Here is an 18502-nt window from a genome sequence, read left to right on the forward strand (position 1 = left end):
TAAAAAGGAGGATCCTGCTTGTTAACTCTTCATTTTGAACATTGGCCCAAAATCTCAAAATCTTTAAAAGTACCGGCAACCTCTCTTTATGATCACCTGAGGGTATCAGCAAGCCGTTATCCTGACCAAACAGCGATTTTCTATTACGGAAACGCATTGACCTACCAGCAATTGGACGAGGAAGTAAATGCTCTGGCTGGCTACCTTGAGCATAAGCTGAGTGTCAAAGCCGGGGATAAAGTGCTGTTGTTTATGCAAAACTCGCCGCAATTTGTGATTGGCTTCCATGCGATATTACGGGCGAATGCCGTAGTCGTTCCTATCAATCCAATGCTGGTTGCGAGTGAACTGGAATTCTACATCCGCGATTGCGGAATCAAGACAGCCATCGCCGGTCAGGAATTATACGAGCGGATTGGGCCATTATTGGGAAAAACCTCGCTTGAAAACCTGTTGCTGGCCGCCTATTCCGACTATAAAGGGGAAGGCTTTGATGCCATGCTGCCACAGGAGGTGGAAATGCCGCACCTCGTGATCAATGAATCGAACCATTATGACTGGCATGAGGCGATTGAGGCTAAGTTACAGCCGTCTGAGCACATCGCTAAAGCGGATGACCTCGCCGTCATGCCGTATACTTCCGGTACAACCGGCCTGCCAAAAGGCTGCATGCACACAAACCAGACCGTAAATGCCAACATCGTCGGGGCTTATCATTGGTCTTCAACAACGCCAAATTCCACCCATTTGACGACACTTCCGCTTTTCCACGTGACGGGAATGGTGCACAGCATGCTCATGCCGATTTACAGCGGCAGCCCAATGGTGATCTTAACGAGATGGAACCGGGATGCAGCGGTTGAGTTGATTAAAAATCTGGATTGTACCCATTGGGTGACGATTGCCACAATGGTTGTCGATTTCCTTGCCAATCCAAATTTGAAGGCGGAGGACATTGCTTCCCTTACCTCGATTTCAGGCGGCGGTGCCGCATTGCCGGAAGCGGTTGGCGAAAAATTGTTCAATCTTACTGGATTGAGATTTGTTGAAGGCTATGGTCTATCGGAAACGATTTCGCAAACTCACTTCAATCCGCCAAACCGTCCAAAAATGCAATGTCTTGGCGTGCCTGCCTTTGATGTGGATGCGAGAGTGATAGACCCGGCAACAGGGAAAGAGCTTGGCGTTGGCGAAATCGGCGAAATTATTGTCAATGGTCCGCAGGTCATGGTTGGTTATTATAACCGTGATGACGAGAACCGCAGTGCTTTCATTGAATTGGATGGAAAGAAATTTTTCCGGACTGGCGATATTGGCCGTTATGACGAGGAAGGCTATTTCTTTATCGTCGATCGCGTCAAACGGATGATTAATGCTTCCGGTTTCAAGGTTTGGCCGACAGAAGTCGAATCTTATCTATATAAACATCCAGCGATTCAACAGGCTTGCGTGGTCGGCGTCCCTGACCCAAGACGCGGTGAAACGGTTAAAGCGTTTGTCATCTTAAACAATGATTATGAGGACAAAGTCACTGCCGAGGAGATTATCGAATGGTCGAAACACCACATGGCCGCTTACAAATACCCGAGATTAATAGAATTTAGAAAATCGTTCCCAATGACCTCAAGCGGCAAGATTCTATGGCGCACCCTCCAGGAAGAGGAGAAGCAGAAGGTTGAAAAATAAAGTCCGATTGATGAATAGAATCGGGGGAGCGGTCCTGGATCAAAAAAGGACGGCTCCCACAATAGAAAGACACATTTTAAAGGGGGAGAGCTATGGAGATTCTCATTCAGCAATTGTTTAATGGTCTTACCATTGGAAGCGTGTATGCCCTTGTAGCTTTGGGATTAACGCTGGTTTATGGAATCTTGCACATTCCAAACTTTGCACATGGCGCTTTATATATGATGGGTGGGTACATAACCTTGACGATGATGACAAGATTCGGCCTTCATTACTGGCTGGCTATTTTTGTATCAATTATCGTTGTCGGTCTCCTCGGAGTGTTAATGGAAAGGTTCGTTTTTCACCCGCTTCGCGAGGCGCCGCCAATCCATGACAAAATTGCCGCCATCGGGATTCTCTTGTTTCTCGAAGCTTTCGCCCAATTTTACTGGGGGGCTGAATACCAAAGCATGCCGACTCCATATGGGCAAATAGTGGAAGTTTTTGGCCTAACCTTAACGATGCAGCGGATTTTGATTGTTGTTGCAGCAGTAGTCGTCATGTTTATTTTGTACCTGTTCCTGAAAAAGACTTTTACAGGGGCGACCATTATTGCGATGTCGCAAAACCGTGAAGGAGCCAATCTTGTCGGGATTAACACCAACAAGGTTGCCATGCTGACATTCATGATTTCCGGAGGGCTTGCTGCGATTGCTTCCTCACTGTCGGCGCCGATTAATCTTGTATTCCCTGGGATGGGGCACCTCGTAATTTTGAAAGCATTCGTCATCATCATCCTTGGCGGAATGGGCAGTATACCTGGTGCGATTGTTGGCGGTTATATTGTGGGCTTCAGCGAAAGTTTGGGAGCTACTTATATCTCAAATGACTATAAGGATATTATTGCCTTCCTTTTCCTTGTCCTGATCTTAACCGTTAAGCCTACCGGCCTGTTTTCGAAGGGGGGCAGCCATTAATGACTAACGTGTTGAAACAACGAAACGTGGTTATTATTCTCATTCTGTTTGCGCTTGCCTTTCCGATGATGACGTCAAACACATACATGATTCACGTCATGACCCTTTCGTTTATCTGGATGATTGGCGTATACGGCCTTAATTTACTTGCAGGATATACGGGCTACCTTTCATTGGCGCATGCCGGGTTCTTTGCGATTGGAGCCTATTCACTGGGCTTATTAACTGTAAAAGCGCAAATGAATTTTTGGCTCGCACTGGTACTGGCATTGGTCATTACATGTAGTATCGGCCTAGTGGTGGGTGCGATTGCCCTAAGGACAAAAGAGCATTTCTTTGCCATCTACACACTGTGCCTGGGGTATATTATCTATCTCGTGATTGACAAATGGGACAGCTTAACAGAAGGAGTTCGCGGCCTTATTGGAATTCCTGCTCCGGCTCCAATTGGACCTATCACTTTTGAGACGGAAAAAGCACACTATTACTTTGTTTTGTTTTTCCTGCTTTTGGTGGTTTTAATCATGTATCGAATTGTCCATTCCTTATCGGGCAGAACATACATCGCCATTCGCAATAGTGAGGATTTGGCCCAAACAATTGGAATTTCAACAAAAACAAATAAATTAACGGTGTTTGTATTATCGACCTTTTTTGCAGGCCTTTCAGGCGCCCTATATGCATCATTTGTTCGCTTTATCGGGCCGGACATTGGATCTACGAATATCGTTTTTGATTTATTGACCTATTTACTTGTTGGCGGGATTGGCACACTTAGCGGCCCAATCGTCGGCACACTTTTAATCGTGTGGCTATCTCAGTTACTGCAGGATTTCCAGCAGTACCGGATGCTGATTTTCGGACCTGCGTTAACACTCCTGATCATTTTTGCCCCGCGCGGAATTGTCGGAGCTGTGGCAACCTGGAATATGAACCGAAAACTGAAAAAATATCCGAACAATCAAGCTAGGTCTGGCCGCAGCAGGAATGATTCTCTTGTCAAAAGCGAGATTGTTCCTGAAAAACAGGTAAAGGAGGGCTAGGAATGATTTTTTTAGAGACAAAACAGCTCACGAAAAGGTTTGGCGGTCTTGTGGCCGTTAACAATGTGGATTTTGCCATTGAACAAGGAAAAATCAATGCCATCATTGGCCCGAACGGTGCCGGCAAATCGACCTTTTTCAACCTGATCAGCGGTTTTCATCCACCGACCTCGGGCCAGGTTATTTTCAAGGGGCAGGATATCACCAAACTGCCCTCCAATAAAATTGCCGAGCTTGGCGTAGCCCGGACGTTTCAAACGACCAATCTGTTTGAACAATCAACTGTTTTGGACAATGTTATTGTCGGACACCGGCTAAGAACGAAATCAACCCTGGTCGATGCCATTCTTAGAACGCCAAGGTTAAAACGAGAAGAAGCCCAGTGCCGCGAAAAAGCGATGGAAGTATTGGAGTTTGTCGACCTGCAGCATATCGCCCATAAGCCGGTTGCAGGGTTGACCCAGGAGGAGAAAAAACGGACCGCATTTGCCCTCGCCCTAGCGACCGACCCGGAAATCGTGTTTTTGGATGAACCGGCGGCAGGAGTGAATCCGGACGAAACGGAAGGCCTTGCAGAATTGATGAAAAAAATGGTCAATAAAGGCATTACCGTGTGCCTGATTGAACACAAAATGCAAATGATCATGAGAATTGCCGATAAAATCATGGTTTTAAACTATGGTGAAAAAATTGCCGAAGGGAAACCGGAGGAAATCCAGAACAACGAAACGGTGATAAAAGCTTATTTGGGAGGTAGCGCCAGTGCTTAAACTAACCGATGTCTCTGTCAAATACGGAAGCTTTACCGCCGTTCATGACATTAATATTGAAGTGAACGCAGGGGAAATCGTTGTCCTATTGGGTTCCAATGGTGCTGGAAAAAGTACCACGTTCCGTACAATTAGCGGACTGAACAGGCCGGCAGCGGGTGAACTGGTATTTGAAGGGAATAAACTTAATCGCCGCCCGGCGGACCAAATTGTCCAGATGGGAATCGGCCAATGCCCGGAAGGCAGGAAACTGTTCCCGGCAATGTCTGTGGAGGAAAATCTCCGGATGGGGGCGTTTGTCCATCGCAGGAAGCGAGATCAAATTAAACATTCATTGGAGCACGTATATGAATTGTTTCCAATCCTGAAGGAAAAACGTCATGATGCGGCAGGTTCCTTGAGCGGCGGGCAGCAGCAAATGGTTGCCATCGGAAGGGCATTAATGTCCAAACCAAAATTGATGTTGCTTGATGAGCCTTCGGTCGGACTAGCCCCATTGGTTGTGGAACAAATGTTTGAGACCATCCAGAAAATTAACAAAGAAGGCACGACGATTTTGCTGGCCGAACAAAATGCAAACGCCGCCTTAAAAATTGCTGATAAAGGTTATGTGTTTGAAAATGGCACCATCGTCCTGGAGGGGACATCGGCAGAGCTGTTTGCCAATGATGAGGTTCGAAAAGCGTATATCGGAGCTTAGCGGGCAAAGCAAAGTTTATTTAAAGGGGGTGGTGAAGAGAAGATAGATTCATCACTGGCGGTGTCTGAAGATTTTTTCAATAATAAGAGGGGGAAAACCAATGAAACGAATGAAATCTTTATTAATGCTAGGTTTTATTTTCGTCATGATTTTCAGTCTGGCCGCATGTAACAGTACATCAGAAAAGCCGGCCAATACCAAGCCATCTGCTGGCGGAGGTGGGGGAGACACCAAAACAGAAGAAGCGGGAACCGTAAATATTGGTTATACAGGGCCACTTAGCGGACCAGCGGCCTTCTATGGTGAGCGTACCCTAAATGGTCTAAAAATGGCAGTTGAAGAAATTAATGGTGCCGGCGGTATTGAAGTTGCCGGCAAAAAATACAAGTTTAATGTAGTGTCCCTTGATGATAAATACCTGCCAAACGAAGCAGGGGCCAACGCCAAGCGATTATTGCAAGAAAACAAAACACCAATTATTTTCACTCCGCACAGCGGTGGTGTCTTTGCCCTTCAGGTGTTCAACAAGCAGTCGGATAAATTTATTATCGGGGCTTACACAAGTGAGCCGAAGGTATCCGATGTCGGCAACGAATTGACGGTTCGAATCCCGCCTCGTTACGATGGATACTTGAAGCCGTTTACCGAATATTCCATGGAGAAGTTCGGCAAGAAAATCGCATTTCTTCCGACCGCTTCCCAGTACGGAAAAGACTGGGCCGGACATCTAAAACCGTTCTGGGAAAAAGCCGGCGGCAAGGTTGTGTTTGAATCAGCTATCGACTTTTCAAAGGAAACAGATTTCTTTACGCTTGTGACCAATGCTCTTAAAGAAAAGCCGGATGTATTATTTATCGGCGGTCCATCTGAGCCAACTGCAAAAGTGGCAAAACAGGCGCGTGAGCTTGGCTTTAAAGGCGGATTTATCGTAATGGACCAGGCAAAGTTCGATGAAATGAAAGCCGTAACCGGTTCCTATGATCTTCTCAATGGCGCGATTGGCGTAATGCCACTACAACACTCTGACAGCCCTGCTGTTCCTGATTTCCTTAAAAAATATCAGGAAAAATATAAAGAGATCCCAGGTTCTGAAGCCGGCCTGAATTACATCGGAATGCATATGTTTGCCGAGGCTATGAAGGCGGCTGGTTCAGTCGACGATGTGGATAAAATTATCGGCGCGATGCAAAAGGGTGTGGAAAACATCCCTGACAATGTAAGAATCTATGAATTTAACAAATTTACCGGCGGCGGCTTCGATGGCGACTTGGAAGTGGCTGCAATCGAAGATGGTAAGATCGTACCAATCAAGATAAAATAATAACGGCAATTTATAATTGGTTCCCCTTGGATGTTAGTTTTCAAGGGGAATTTTTGAATTTCTTGTCATAAAAATAACCCTCCTATTTTTGAAGGGAGGGCTTAACCACCATCTTAAGAAGATTTGCAGCATATGCATAGGCAATTTCTTCGCCTGTTTGCGGGCCGTCGTGGTTGTACCAATGCTGGATGGAATTTAATGCACCGAGAATGATCATCCTGACCATTTTAATATCCAGAATTTCAAAAACCTGTTTTTCGACTCCTTCATTTAGAATTTGGTCAAAAAAGTGAGCATACTTTTTTTGGGCATCGAGCACTTCTTTCAATTGATCCTCGGTAAACTTTTGCGAGGGTTTGTCCATTATCATGAACATCGATTTTTCTTCAATTGACAGCAGGATGTGAGCTTTTATGGCACTCTGAAGCTTGTCATCGGGATTCAAGTTGCTGCCTGCCACTTCTTCAATTTTTTCGAGACTCAATTCCATGATCATTTGATGACAATGATAAAGAATATCATCTTTATTTTTGAAATAGTAATACATAGAACCCTTTGTCATTAATAGCTGAGCGGCTATTTCTTCCATCGTTGTGCCATGATATCCTTTTTCCGCAAGAACAGCTGCTGCCGAACGAAGGATTTCTCTCTTTTTCCTGGCAATTTTTTGTTCCCTGAATGAAGCCATCTTTATCCTCTCCATTGGAAGCTATTTATGAATAGTATACTAAAACCCGGATAAATAGTATAGAAGTCGGGTTGAAAATTAAACATAAATTTAAAAAATAAACTGATTGTGGAATTATCTAAAAATTGGTATTATTTTATTAGATAAAATCGCTATCAAAATGCTGTTTGGAAGGAGATATACCATTTGCTTACTGAAATAGGAGTTACTCAAGTGACCATTCCACTGCCATTTCGCTTAAACCATGTCAATTGCTTTATTGCCGAAGGAGAAAAGGGATGGACGATTATCGATGCCGGGTTGAATACTGATGTATCCAGAGAGGTATGGCAGCCGATTATTGATATACATGATGTCAAAAATATAATTATTACTCATTATCACCCTGACCATTTTGGCTATGCCGGAACCCTTCAGCAATTAACCAATGCCGAGGTTTGGATGACAAAAACAGATGCTGATGCCGGATTAACTGTTTGGGAGCCAGAGTCGGCGATGCTGGCCGATGAGAATTATGATACATGCGGTCTTCCCGACAAAACCCTATCGAGAGAGTTAACCACCGATGAAAAAAGCTTTAATGCAAAGGTAACACCATACCCTAGTGTAAATCATTACTTGGATGAAGGAATGAAAATCCAATTTGGAAAATTACAATATGAGGTTATTTTTACCCCGGGACATTCCGATGGGTTGATCACCTTATTTAACAAGGATCATAGTATCCTATTCTCTACTGATCATATTCTTCCAAAAATATCACCTAACATTTCTTACTGGTTTCGAGGTGATCCTAATCCACTGTACTCATTTTTCCAATCTCTTGAAAAAGTCAAACTGCTGAACGCTGATTACGTGATTCCTTCCCATGGCCGCCCGTTTCGAAACGCAAATAATAGAATTGAAGAATTACGCCGCCACCATCACGAACGATTAGACCAAACATATGAAGCAATCAAACACCCTGCCACCATCTACGAAGTCAACAGCCATCTCTTTCATAATTTGAACATCCACGAAACCAGGTTTGCGATTGGCGAAACCATTGCCCATCTAGAATATCTCTTACACAACAATCAATGCAAAAAAGGCCTTATTAATGGAATCTGGTATTACGAAGCAATTTGATGTTTTTGTGGAAACTGAAAGGGGACGGAGAAGCATGATGGATTATCAAGCGATTATCGTTGAAAAAATTGACCGCATTGCTGTGATCACGTTTAATCGGCCAGAAGCATTGAATGCGGTTAGTAGTCGGCTTTGGCTGGAAACGGGAACGGCATTGAAAGAATTCAATGAAGACCCGGACCTTTGGGTGGCGATCATCACAGGGGCAGGGGACCGCGCTTTTTCAGCTGGTGCCGATTTAAAGGAAATCGGCTCGGGTGGATTTTCCACTACCGAAGAAATGCAGGAATGGGGATTTGCGGGGATTGTCAGACATCATATTTCCAAGCCGGTCATTGCAGCGGTGAACGGGTTTGCCCTTGGCGGCGGCACGGAAATTGCCTTGGCCTGTGATTTAATTGTCGCCTCCGATAGGGCCTCCTTCGGATTACCGGAAGTGAAGCGGGGCTTGATTGCCGGGGCTGGAGGTTTATTGCGCCTTCCTAGGCAAATTCCGTTAAAGGTGGCCATGCATGCCATTCTTACAGGCAAGCCGATTACAGCGGAAGAAGCTAAACAGTGGGGACTAGTAAATGAAGTCGTTCCCCATGAACAGGTTCTGAATGCCGCCATCGCTCTTGCCGAAGAAATCATTGATAATGCGCCACTTGCAGTAAAGGCAAGTAAAGAAATTGTCTACCGGGGCTTGGATACAACTGTTGCCTTTCCTCCGGAAGCGTGGTCGATTAATCAGGAATATGCCGGCAAGGTGTTTGCAAGCTACGATGCCAAAGAGGGACCGCGGGCATTTGCCGAAAAACGGAAACCAAATTGGACGGGGAAATAATTTTGATTTTTAGAAGGGGGCATTTTCATGAGTAAACCATATTTATCCGAAGAGCATGAAATTTTTAGACGGTCGTTCAGAAAATTTTTGGAAAAGGAGGCGTATCCATTTTTTGAAGAATGGGAGGAAGCGAAGCAGGTTCCGAAATCATTTTGGAAAAAGGCCGGTGAGCAGGGCTTCCTTTGCCCATGGGTCGATGAGAGATATGGTGGTTACAACGCAGATTTCGGCTATTCGGTGGTGATTACGGAAGAGCTGGATAAAGTGGGCGCAGGAGTGGGCGGTATCGGGCTTCATAATGATATCGTCATGCCATATATCGGTGAATTTGCCTCCGAAGAACAAAAGCAGCGCTGGCTGCCGAAAGCGGTCAGCGGGGAGATGATTTCTGCCATCGCTATGACCGAGCCGGGGACAGGTTCCGACTTGGCCGCAGTCAAAACAACGGCTGTAAAAGACGGTGAACATTATATTATAAATGGAGAAAAAACATTTATTACCAATGGATATTCGGCCAACTTTGTTATTGTGGTTTGCGTGACGGATCCAAACGCGACCCCAAGGCACAAAGGAATCAGCCTAATTGTCGTCGAAGAGGGGACACCTGGGTTTAAGAAAGGGAAAAAGCTTCGCAAAATGGGACAGCATTCCAATGATACCTCTGAACTGATATTTGAGGATGCGGTGGTACCACGGGAAAATCTGATTGGGGAAGAGGGCAAAGGTTTTTATTACCTAATGCAAAAGCTGCAGCAGGAGCGTTTGATGCTCGCCATCGGCAGCATTACAGCCTCTAAGCATATGCTTGATATTACTGTCGATTATGTCAAACAGCGCACAGCTTTTGGCAAGCCAATCAGCAAATTCCAAAATACCCAATTCAAGATTGCCGAAATGGCGACGAAAATTAAGATTGGCGAAACATTCGTTGACAAGCTGATTGTCGACCATATGGAAAAGAAAAATGTTGTTAATGAGGTTTCGATGGCCAAATGGTGGCTCACGGATTTGGCCAAAGATGTGGCCGCGGAATGCATGCAGCTTCATGGAGGCTACGGCTATATGGAAGAATACGAGATTGCTAGAAGATACCGCGATGTTGCCGTCGGTTCGATTTATGCTGGCACCAATGAAATTATGAAGACGATCATTGCCAAAAATATGGGGTTGTAGGGTAATTTGCTAGAGTGTGGTGAAATTTTTCCGGCTTCGGCCGAGTATTCCAATTCTATTAAAAGGGTATGGGAGGAAATATAAATGAACCTTTTTGAAGCTCTTGAACGGAATGCAAAATACAATCCTGATAAGGAAGCGATTATCTTTGGTGAAAGCGTATACACCTATAGGCAATATAATGAGCAGGTAAATCGAATAGCCAATGCTCTCGTCAGTTATGGAGTCAAAAGGGGCGATAAAATTGCCCTGATGATGAAGAACTCGGACGTATTCTGTTTTGTTTATTATGGTATTTTGAAGGCAGGCGGGGTGGCTGTTCCTGTTAATTTTCGTTTAACTGCCAAGGAAGCCAGCTATATTTTGGACGATTCCGATTCGATGATCGTATTTGCCGATGAATTTGGCAGATGTTGTTCAAAAGGCGTCGGAAGGGAACGACAAAATTAGGCTTCAAGTCATTGCAGGTTCATCTATAAGAGAAAATCAATTGTTGCTATCAGAGTTTCAAAGCTCCTCCGTGCAAGACCCTTTTATTGAAGTGTTGGAATCTGATGATGCCGAAATATTATATACCTCTGGAACCACAGGGCTGCCAAAGGGAGTGGTCCTCGATCACCACCGCGTACTCCATGTTGCCTTAGGAACCATCATCATGTTTAAAATGGGACCGGAAGATCAATTGCTTCATCTTGCTCCGTTATTTCACTGTGCCCAGTTAAATTTGTTCCTTGTGCCTGGGACGATGCTTGGCTGCACCCAAATTGTCCGTCAGGAATTTCATCCTGTCCAAACATTAAAGGATATTGATCAATACAAAATTAGCCTATTCTTTGGCGTTCCAACGATGTATAACTTCCTGCTTCAGGTACCGAACCGGGAACAATATGATTTATCAAGTGTGAAGCGATGCGGTTACGGTGCAGCACCAATGCCGACAGCGCTATTGAGACAAGCGATGGAGATGTTCGGGACCGATCAATTCTTTAATATGTGCGGCCAAACCGAAGGAGGTCCCGGTGGAGTATATCTTCTTCCGGAGGAACACAAAACAAAGTTTGGTGCCTCGGGAAGGGCATCTTTTGGAACAGATGCTAGAGTCGTAGATGACAACGGTGAAGAGGTGAAGCCGGGCGAAGTCGGGGAGTTTATTATCAGGTGTGAATCTGTCATGAAAGGATATTATAAAAAGCCGGAAGAAACGGCAAAGGTCCTGAAGAATGGCTGGCTCTATACAGGGGACCTCGCCAGTATCGACGATGATGGCTTTCTCACATTGGTAGACAGGAAAAAAGACATGATTATCTCCGGTGGGGAGAACGTTTATTCCACAGAAGTAGAACACGTGCTGTACAAACACCCTGATATTTTGGAAGCAGCGGTGATTGGCGTTCCCCATGAGGTCTGGGGTGAAACGGTCGCCGCCGTTATTGTACCGAAGCCGGGCAAAAGGATGGATGAAGAAGAGCTCAAGCAATACTGCCGCCATGAACTCGCCGGCTATAAAATTCCGAGAATCTACTACCAAATGGACCAACTCCCACGCAACGCCTCTGGGAAAATCCTAAAATACCAACTAAGAGAAACCTACAAAAGCGCCGCAGTAAAATAGAATGCCAACTAAGTATGCATTTTCCAAGGTGTCCGCCCCAGACGGACAAAACCTGAAATTTGTCTTTTTGTGGTGTCAGGCACCTTGTTGAATTTGTGTTTAAAAAATAAATATATTGTAGAAAAGTATGAAAATTGGTATTATTGGAAATAGATGGACTTCTTTTTGATAGGTATTTTCTTGTGAGAGGGGTGGGGGAGTTGAGTATGCCTTTGGAGGGGATTCGCGTCCTGGATTTGACGCGGCTATTGCCGGGGCCGTATTGTTCGTTAATGCTGGCTGATTTTGGGGCGGATGTGATTAAGATAGAAGATCCAACGATCGGGGATTATGCGCGCTGGTGGGAGCCAAAAATTGGCGGCTTAAGCGCGATGTTTCATTCGTTAAATCGGAATAAGCGGAGTATGAGCCTTGATTTAAAACAAGATCAGAATAGAGAAGTCTTTGTCGAATTGGTGAGGACGGCCGATGTATTGATCGAATCATTTCGGCCTGGTGTCATGGACCGCTTGGGTCTGGGGTATGAAGAACTGAAAAAACATAATCCCAAGTTGATTTATTGTGCGATAACTAGCTACGGCCAAACAGGCCCCTATAAAGATATTCCCGGCCACGATATTAACTTTTTAGGTTATTCCGGATTACTAGAATTACAGGGAGAACAAAATCGAAAGCCTGTCAGTTCATCCGTTCAAATCGGGGATTTAGGCGGCGGTGCTTTGATGGGCGTCGTCGGCATTCTAGTATCAATCATCGAGGCTCAAAAGTCAGGGAAAGGCCAGTTTATAGACATTTCCATGCTGGACGGTTCCGTTTCCTGGATGCAGACAATGCTGCCATCGTACTTGGTAAGCGGGCAGTTGCCTGGGCGGGGGGAACTGGTCTTAAATGGCGGCATGGCCTGTTATGAGACATATGAGACAAAGGATCATCGCTATCTCTCGGTAGGGGCACTCGAAATGAAGTTTTGGAAAAATTTCTGCCAAGTAATTGGTAAGGAAGAGTTAATTAACCAATTAAACGCGCCACCTGAACAACAAGCCGGAATGAAAAAAGAGATTCAAGCTATCATCGAAACAAAAACGCTAACGGAATGGGTAGGGCTCTTCGACGGAGTCGATGCCTGCGTTGCTCCTGTCCTGACGATGGAGGAAATGGTAAACGACCCGCAAATTCAGCACCGGGGCATGATTGAAGAGGAAAACCACCCGGAATATGGCCAGATGAGGCAAGTGGCAAATCCTATTAAACTTTCGAGGACCATGGTGAAAACTGTTCGGTTCGCGCCAGGTCTCGGTGAACATAATGAAGAGATTTTACAAGAATTAGGACTACTTAAATCAACCAAAGAAAAATGATGTTAAGTCCTGCAAATTTGATATTTTAGGAGGTTACAAGAATGAGAGAAGTTGTAATTGTTGAAGCGGTCCGTACTCCGGTAGGGAAAAGGAAGGGAATCCTTGGTTCAGTCCGCCCTGATGAATTGGCGGCAAAGGTTCTGAAAGAAGTGGTAAACCGCGCCGGAATCTCTCCGGATCTTGTAGAAGATGTTATTTTGGGCTGTGTCAGCCAAGTCGAAGAACAAGGATTAAATATTGCCCGCAATGCCGCCTTAATGGCCGATTTTCCGATTCACGTACCCGGTACGACGATTGACCGCCAATGCGGATCTAGCCAGCAGGCGATTCATTTTGCATCACAGGCCATCTTGAGCGGCGATATGGATGTTGTCATTGCCGGCGGCGTGGAAAGCATGACAAGAATCCCTATGGGCGCAACCCGCCGGGAATCTGACTGGAGCGAAGAATTAACCTCCAAATATGAAATGATTCACCAGGGCTTATCCGCCGAGCGGATTGCCGAAAAATGGGGATATTCCCGCAGCCAGCTCGACGAATTCTCGCTTGAGAGCCATCGCAGAGCCATTAAGGCACAGGAAGAAGGCCGGTTCGACCGCGAAATCATGCCGCTTGAGGTAAAACTAGCGGATGGGTCGACCGTTTCAGTGACTCAGGATGAAGGACCAAGAAAGGATACCTCACTGGAAAAATTGGCTTCCCTAAAGCCTGCTTTTACCCAGGACGGAGTCATTCACGCCGGAAACTCCAGCCAAATGAGCGATGGCGCGTCCGCACTTCTATTAATGTCACGTGAAAAAGCGGATGAGCTGGGCCTAAAACCGCGATTCCGAATTGTAGCCCGTTCTGTAGTCGGCTCCGACCCGACCTTAATGTTAACCGGTCCGTCAATTGCGACGAAAAAAGTCCTGGAAAAAGCAGGCCTTACGATTGAAGACATGGATACTTATGAGGTTAATGAGGCATTTGCCCCAGTTCCGATGCTTTGGCTGGATGAGCTGAAGGCCGACCCTGAAAAGCTGAATCCAAACGGCGGGGCGATTGCATTGGGCCATCCACTCGGCGCATCCGGTGCCCGTTTGATGATTACGATGCTGCATGAATTGGAAAGAAGCGGCGGCCGCTATGGTCTGCAGGCAATCTGTGAAGGCGGCGGCATGGCCAATGCCACAATTATTGAAAGAATCAGCTAAAACAGGAGAGGAGTTTTTTCCATGAAGCTTAATGGCAGTGTAGCGGTTGTGACAGGTGGCGCCTCTGGTCTTGGGGAAGCCACCGTTGAAACGATTGTCGAGAATGGAGGATATGCCGCCATCTTTGATTTGCAGGAGGACAAAGGGGCAGCACTAGTTGAAAAACTGGGCTCCGACCGCGTTCTATTTATAAAAACTAACGTAACAAGTGAAGAAGATGTGGTTAATGCTATAAATCAAACGATTGAAAAGTTCGGTGCCATTCATGTATTGGTGAACTGCGCAGGAATTGGCGTGGCTGAAAAGACCGTTGGCAAAGAAAAGCCTCACGATCTTGGCAGCTTTACACGAGTTATTCAAATCAATCTAATCGGTACCTTTAACGTGATTCGCCTGGCTGCGGAAAAAATGGCGCAAAACGCGCCGAATGAAGAAGGCGAGAGAGGCGTCATTATCAATACTGCTTCTGTTGCCGCATTTGATGGCCAAATGGGCCAGGCCGCGTATAGTGCGTCAAAAGGCGGCATTGTTGGCATGACGCTGCCGATTGCCCGTGATCTTTCCCGTCATGGGATCAGGGTGATGACGATTGCCCCGGGACTCATTGACACGCCATTATTTGCCGGTGCGCCAGAGAAAGTCCGCCAGGCATTGGGAGCGATGGTTCCATTTCCGCCGCGTTTGGGCCGCTCATCTGAATATGCTCATTTGGCTAAAAGCATTGTTGAAAACCCATTGCTAAACGGCGAAACCATCCGACTTGACGGCGCGATCCGGATGCAGCCAAAATAAATAGCAAAATAAACCTCCAGCGCAAAGAACTGGAGGTTTATTTTAAAAAGAGATTCCATCTTAAAAGGCAGGAGAGTCAAATGCAGACTGTGACAAAAATTATGGTTTCACCCGAAGACATCGACCAGCTCGGCCATGTGAATTACCTAAAATATATCCTTTTTTTGGAAAAGGGTGTCGGTAATTGGTACAAACAGGCTGGGGTGAGTTTTCGCGAGTTAAGGGAAAAAGATCTCGGCACGGTTGTGCTAAAAATGGATGTTTCTTATATTAAGGAAGCAAGATTGGGGGATACCCTGTTTGTAAAAACAACTTTGACCAACGTTGGGACCAAAAGCTTTTCGGTAAAACAAGAAATTTACAACCAAGACGACGTCCTGATTACCGAAGCCTCAAAAACCTTTGTAATGTTTAATACTGCGACCAGAAAAGGGGTTCCGGTGATCGATGAGATTGCCCGCCATTTTAAATGTACCCAATAAAATGATTTATTACAGTGGCAGCGTTCCATGCTGGCCGCTGTTTTTATTGATAGGTTCATAGTCTACTAAAGCTACCGAGAAATTTGTCTAACGATAAATATTGTATATTTAGAAAATTTTGTATATATTAAAACTTGGTTACATACCAACTAGTTAGTGCGAAAGGAGTGTTTCTACTTTTCTTTTGTTAAAACTACCAAGAAAATGATAGCGTTTTCAAAATAATTTTGTTTGGATTCTCTTTGATCTATACTGTGTGAATGCAAGAAAAATCTTAAAGAGGAGAGGATTTAGTGAAGCTTAAAGACCTGCTTGAAAATAATATCGCTGAATTTGGCGAGTATCCGTTTTTATTTTTCAAAGAGCGGACCCTCACAAATGTTGAAACAAAAAACTTCGCCGACCAATTTGCCAACGGCTTAAGAAAACTGGGAATCCAAAAGGGCGACCGCGTCATGGTTTGTCTGCCCAACTGTCCGGAAGTCCTGATTGCATACCAGGCGATCACTCGGGCAGGGGCCATCATTGTACCAGTCATGTTCATGCTCCATCCAAAGGAACTTCATTATATTGCCCTTAATTCCGGGGCAAAAGTAGTCATTACCTCCTCCTATGTTCTTCAAAATGTTGAAAAATCGCTGAAAGGATTGCCGACGCGACCCGTAGTGATTGTAGTGGACCGTCCAAGCGATGACCGGACGAGAAACTTCTATGATGTTATGGGCAAGGAAGACGATACCGTACCCGATGATGTCACACCGGAAGACACTGCCGTGATTCTCTACACCTCTGGAACTACCGGAAATCCAAAAGGAGTTTTGTTAACCCATAAAAATTTATATTCCAATGCGGATAATTCAGCAAAGCATAACGAGACCGAACGTGGCACCACTCTGGGAGTACTGCCGCTTGCCCATGTATATGGGTTAACAGTCTCCAATGTAACATATTTGACAGGCGGTTCCATTGTCGTATTTTCCTCGTTTGATGTAAAAGAGGTGCTGGCCGCCATTGAAAAATACAAGGTTAAATCATTTTCTGCCGTTCCGGCCATGATATACGCACTCGTATCGTACCCGCAAGCGGACCAATATGACACATCCAGCCTTGAATCGGTGGGTTCCGGCTCTGCTCCGCTTCCTGTCGCCTTGCTCCATGCCTTCGAGAAACAGTTTGGCGCCAAGGTGTATGAAGGATACGGTTTGTCTGAAGCCGCACCAGTTGTGACCGCACACAGAAAAGGCCTGGAAATTAAACCGGGCTCTGTCGGGATTCCAATCCCCGGAGTTGAAGTAAAAATTGTCGATGACAATTGTGTTGAGGTTCCCCGCGGTGAGGTGGGCGAGTTAATTGTCCGTGGCGATAACGTCACGCCGGGCTATTTTCAAAATTTAGAGGAATCACAGCGGGTGCTGAGGGATGGCTGGTTATTCACCGGCGATATGGCCTGTCAGGATGATGAGGACTATGTTTACATTGTCGACCGTAAGAAAGACTTAATTATCCGCGGCGGCTTTAACCTTTATCCAAGAGATGTCGAAGAGATTTTGAATGCCCATGCGGGGGTGGCAGAGGCAGCCGTCATCGGGATTCCCGATGAGCGGATGGGTGAGGAAATGGTGGCCTGTGTTGTGAAGAAGCAAGAGGCCCAAGTAACCGAGGAAGAGCTGATCCGTTATTGTCAGGAACACCTCTCGAAACGAAAAACTCCTCGGCATATTGTTTTTATGGAAGCGTTGCCGCGAAATGGTGTCGGGAAAATTCTGAAGACACATCTTAGGAAAACAGCGGCAGATATTGTGATTCGGTAGAAGATTCTTTTTGATAAAAACTCAAGTAGAGAGGGGAGATTTTGTCATGGAAAAAAGAACGATTTTGACAACCAGCACAAGGGGATTATTGGAGGATTCCTTCCCGTATCGCTTGTACCAAAAAGCTAAGCGGGTGGGGACGTGGAACCCGGCGGATATTGATTTTTCGAAGGATGCCGAGGATTGGAAGATGATGACTGCGGAACAGCGAGAAGATATTCTAAGACTTCTGTCTCTGTTCCAGGCTGGTGAAGAGGCGGTTACTTTAGACTTGCTGCCATTGATGATGGCAATCGCCAAAGAGGGCCGGCTTGAGGAGGAAATGTTCTTAACGACCTTCTTGTTCGAGGAAGCGAAGCATACCGAATTTTTCCGCAGGGTGTTAAATGCGCTTGGCGAAACAGGGGACCTATCCCATTTCCATTCCGATACTTATAAAAAAATATTCTATGAGATTCTTCCGACAGCAATGGAACGTCTGGTGACTGACCAGTCCCCTGAAGCCATTGCCGAGGCATCGGTTGTGTACAATATGTTTGTCGAAGGGGTACTGGCCGAAACCGGGTACTTCTCCTTCTATAACTCTCTGGAAACAGCTGGCATCATGCCCGGGCTTTTGGAAGGGATTGGCCATTTAAAGCGGGATGAGTCAAGGCATATCGGCTATGGCACATTCCTGCTGCAGCGACTGATTTGCGAACATCCCCATCTCTATGAATTTATTGCCGCTAAGATGGGGGAATTGGCTCCATTATCGATTCAACTCAACCAAGATGGCATTCAAGGAAGGGAAGTCAGTGCCTTTGGCGGGAATCCAGATGATGTGATGAATTTTACGATGAAGCAGCTGGCCGTAAGAATGGACATTTTGGCACGAGCCCGGGGCAAGAAAATCGAAGAGATTTATAAAGTGACAGAAAGCGAGATTGGGGTTCTTTAACTATTTTAAAAGGAGGATTC

Annotated in this window: 18 protein-coding genes; 17 read left to right on the plus strand and 1 reads right to left on the minus strand. The window is 45.6% G+C overall.

All coding sequences use genetic code 11. The features are described from left to right. Window positions 1-18 precede the first annotated feature (18 nt). From M3234_RS05140 to M3234_RS05165, 6 genes are all read left to right on the plus strand, one after another. The gene (locus M3234_RS05140; protein WP_262303679.1) at window positions 19-1686 is read left to right on the plus strand and encodes a long-chain fatty acid--CoA ligase; all 1668 of its coding nucleotides are present in this window, start codon (window positions 19-21) and stop codon (window positions 1684-1686) included. 92 nt (window positions 1687-1778) lie between these two features. Further along, complete coding sequence (locus M3234_RS05145) at window positions 1779-2645, plus strand: branched-chain amino acid ABC transporter permease (RefSeq protein WP_262303680.1); 867 nt, start codon at window positions 1779-1781, stop codon at window positions 2643-2645. Further along, a complete protein-coding gene (locus tag M3234_RS05150) occupies window positions 2645-3688 on the plus strand; it encodes a branched-chain amino acid ABC transporter permease (RefSeq protein WP_262303681.1) in 1044 nt (347 codons plus the stop codon). Before M3234_RS05145 ends, M3234_RS05150 begins: the two co-directional genes overlap by 1 nt. A gap of 2 nt (window positions 3689-3690) precedes the next feature. Next, window positions 3691-4458 (plus strand): ABC transporter ATP-binding protein, encoded by a 768-nt coding sequence (locus M3234_RS05155; RefSeq protein WP_285858271.1) that lies wholly within the window; start codon window positions 3691-3693, stop codon window positions 4456-4458. Then, a complete protein-coding gene (locus M3234_RS05160) occupies window positions 4451-5158 on the plus strand; it encodes an ABC transporter ATP-binding protein (protein ID WP_262303682.1) in 708 nt (235 codons plus the stop codon). Before M3234_RS05155 ends, M3234_RS05160 begins: the two co-directional genes overlap by 8 nt. A gap of 100 nt (window positions 5159-5258) precedes the next feature. After that, on the plus strand, window positions 5259-6479 hold the full coding sequence (locus M3234_RS05165; protein ID WP_262303683.1) for an ABC transporter substrate-binding protein: 1221 nt from the start codon (window positions 5259-5261) through the stop codon (window positions 6477-6479). A gap of 82 nt (window positions 6480-6561) precedes the next feature. Here M3234_RS05165 and M3234_RS05170 read toward each other — a convergent pair whose 3' ends face one another. After that, window positions 6562-7167, minus strand: coding sequence for a TetR/AcrR family transcriptional regulator (locus M3234_RS05170; protein ID WP_262303684.1), 606 nt, complete (start codon window positions 7165-7167; stop codon window positions 6562-6564). A 186-nt stretch (window positions 7168-7353) separates the two neighbouring features. Between M3234_RS05170 and M3234_RS05175 the strand changes: the two genes are divergently transcribed. The 11 genes from M3234_RS05175 (at window position 7354) to M3234_RS05225 (ending at window position 18482) form a co-directional block, all read left to right on the plus strand. Further along, a complete protein-coding gene (locus M3234_RS05175) occupies window positions 7354-8295 on the plus strand; it encodes an MBL fold metallo-hydrolase (RefSeq protein WP_262303685.1) in 942 nt (313 codons plus the stop codon). Between the two features lie 34 nt (window positions 8296-8329). After that, window positions 8330-9121, plus strand: a complete 792-nt coding sequence (locus tag M3234_RS05180; protein WP_262303686.1) for a crotonase/enoyl-CoA hydratase family protein — start codon at window positions 8330-8332, stop codon at window positions 9119-9121. Window positions 9122-9148: 27 nt separating this feature from the next. Beyond that, window positions 9149-10294, plus strand: coding sequence for an acyl-CoA dehydrogenase family protein (locus tag M3234_RS05185; RefSeq protein ID WP_262303687.1), 1146 nt, complete (start codon window positions 9149-9151; stop codon window positions 10292-10294). An 84-nt stretch (window positions 10295-10378) separates the two neighbouring features. Beyond that, the gene (locus M3234_RS05190) at window positions 10379-10744 is read left to right on the plus strand and encodes an AMP-binding protein (protein ID WP_262303688.1); all 366 of its coding nucleotides are present in this window, start codon (window positions 10379-10381) and stop codon (window positions 10742-10744) included. Next, window positions 10692-11906: a class I adenylate-forming enzyme family protein gene (locus M3234_RS05195; protein ID WP_262303689.1), complete on the plus strand. Its 1215-nt coding sequence runs from the start codon at window positions 10692-10694 to the stop codon at window positions 11904-11906. Before M3234_RS05190 ends, M3234_RS05195 begins: the two co-directional genes overlap by 53 nt. A gap of 206 nt (window positions 11907-12112) precedes the next feature. Further along, window positions 12113-13264 (plus strand): CaiB/BaiF CoA transferase family protein, encoded by a 1152-nt coding sequence (locus M3234_RS05200; protein ID WP_262304117.1) that lies wholly within the window; start codon window positions 12113-12115, stop codon window positions 13262-13264. Window positions 13265-13305: 41 nt separating this feature from the next. After that, the gene (locus M3234_RS05205; RefSeq protein WP_262303690.1) at window positions 13306-14457 is read left to right on the plus strand and encodes a thiolase family protein; all 1152 of its coding nucleotides are present in this window, start codon (window positions 13306-13308) and stop codon (window positions 14455-14457) included. A 21-nt stretch (window positions 14458-14478) separates the two neighbouring features. Continuing rightward, window positions 14479-15249 (plus strand): 3-hydroxyacyl-CoA dehydrogenase, encoded by a 771-nt coding sequence (locus M3234_RS05210; RefSeq protein WP_262303691.1) that lies wholly within the window; start codon window positions 14479-14481, stop codon window positions 15247-15249. Between the two features lie 80 nt (window positions 15250-15329). Then, entirely contained in the window at window positions 15330-15731 is a 402-nt protein-coding gene (locus tag M3234_RS05215) for an acyl-CoA thioesterase (RefSeq protein WP_262303692.1), read from the plus strand. A 293-nt stretch (window positions 15732-16024) separates the two neighbouring features. Then, complete coding sequence (locus tag M3234_RS05220; protein ID WP_262303693.1) at window positions 16025-17542, plus strand: long-chain-fatty-acid--CoA ligase; 1518 nt, start codon at window positions 16025-16027, stop codon at window positions 17540-17542. Window positions 17543-17588: 46 nt separating this feature from the next. Beyond that, on the plus strand, window positions 17589-18482 hold the full coding sequence (locus M3234_RS05225; RefSeq protein ID WP_262303694.1) for a R2-like ligand-binding oxidase: 894 nt from the start codon (window positions 17589-17591) through the stop codon (window positions 18480-18482). Window positions 18483-18502 lie beyond the last annotated feature (20 nt).

Source organism: Neobacillus niacini (genome assembly GCF_023715785.1).
GTDB lineage: Bacteria > Bacillota > Bacilli > Bacillales > Cytobacillaceae > Neobacillus > Neobacillus niacini_E.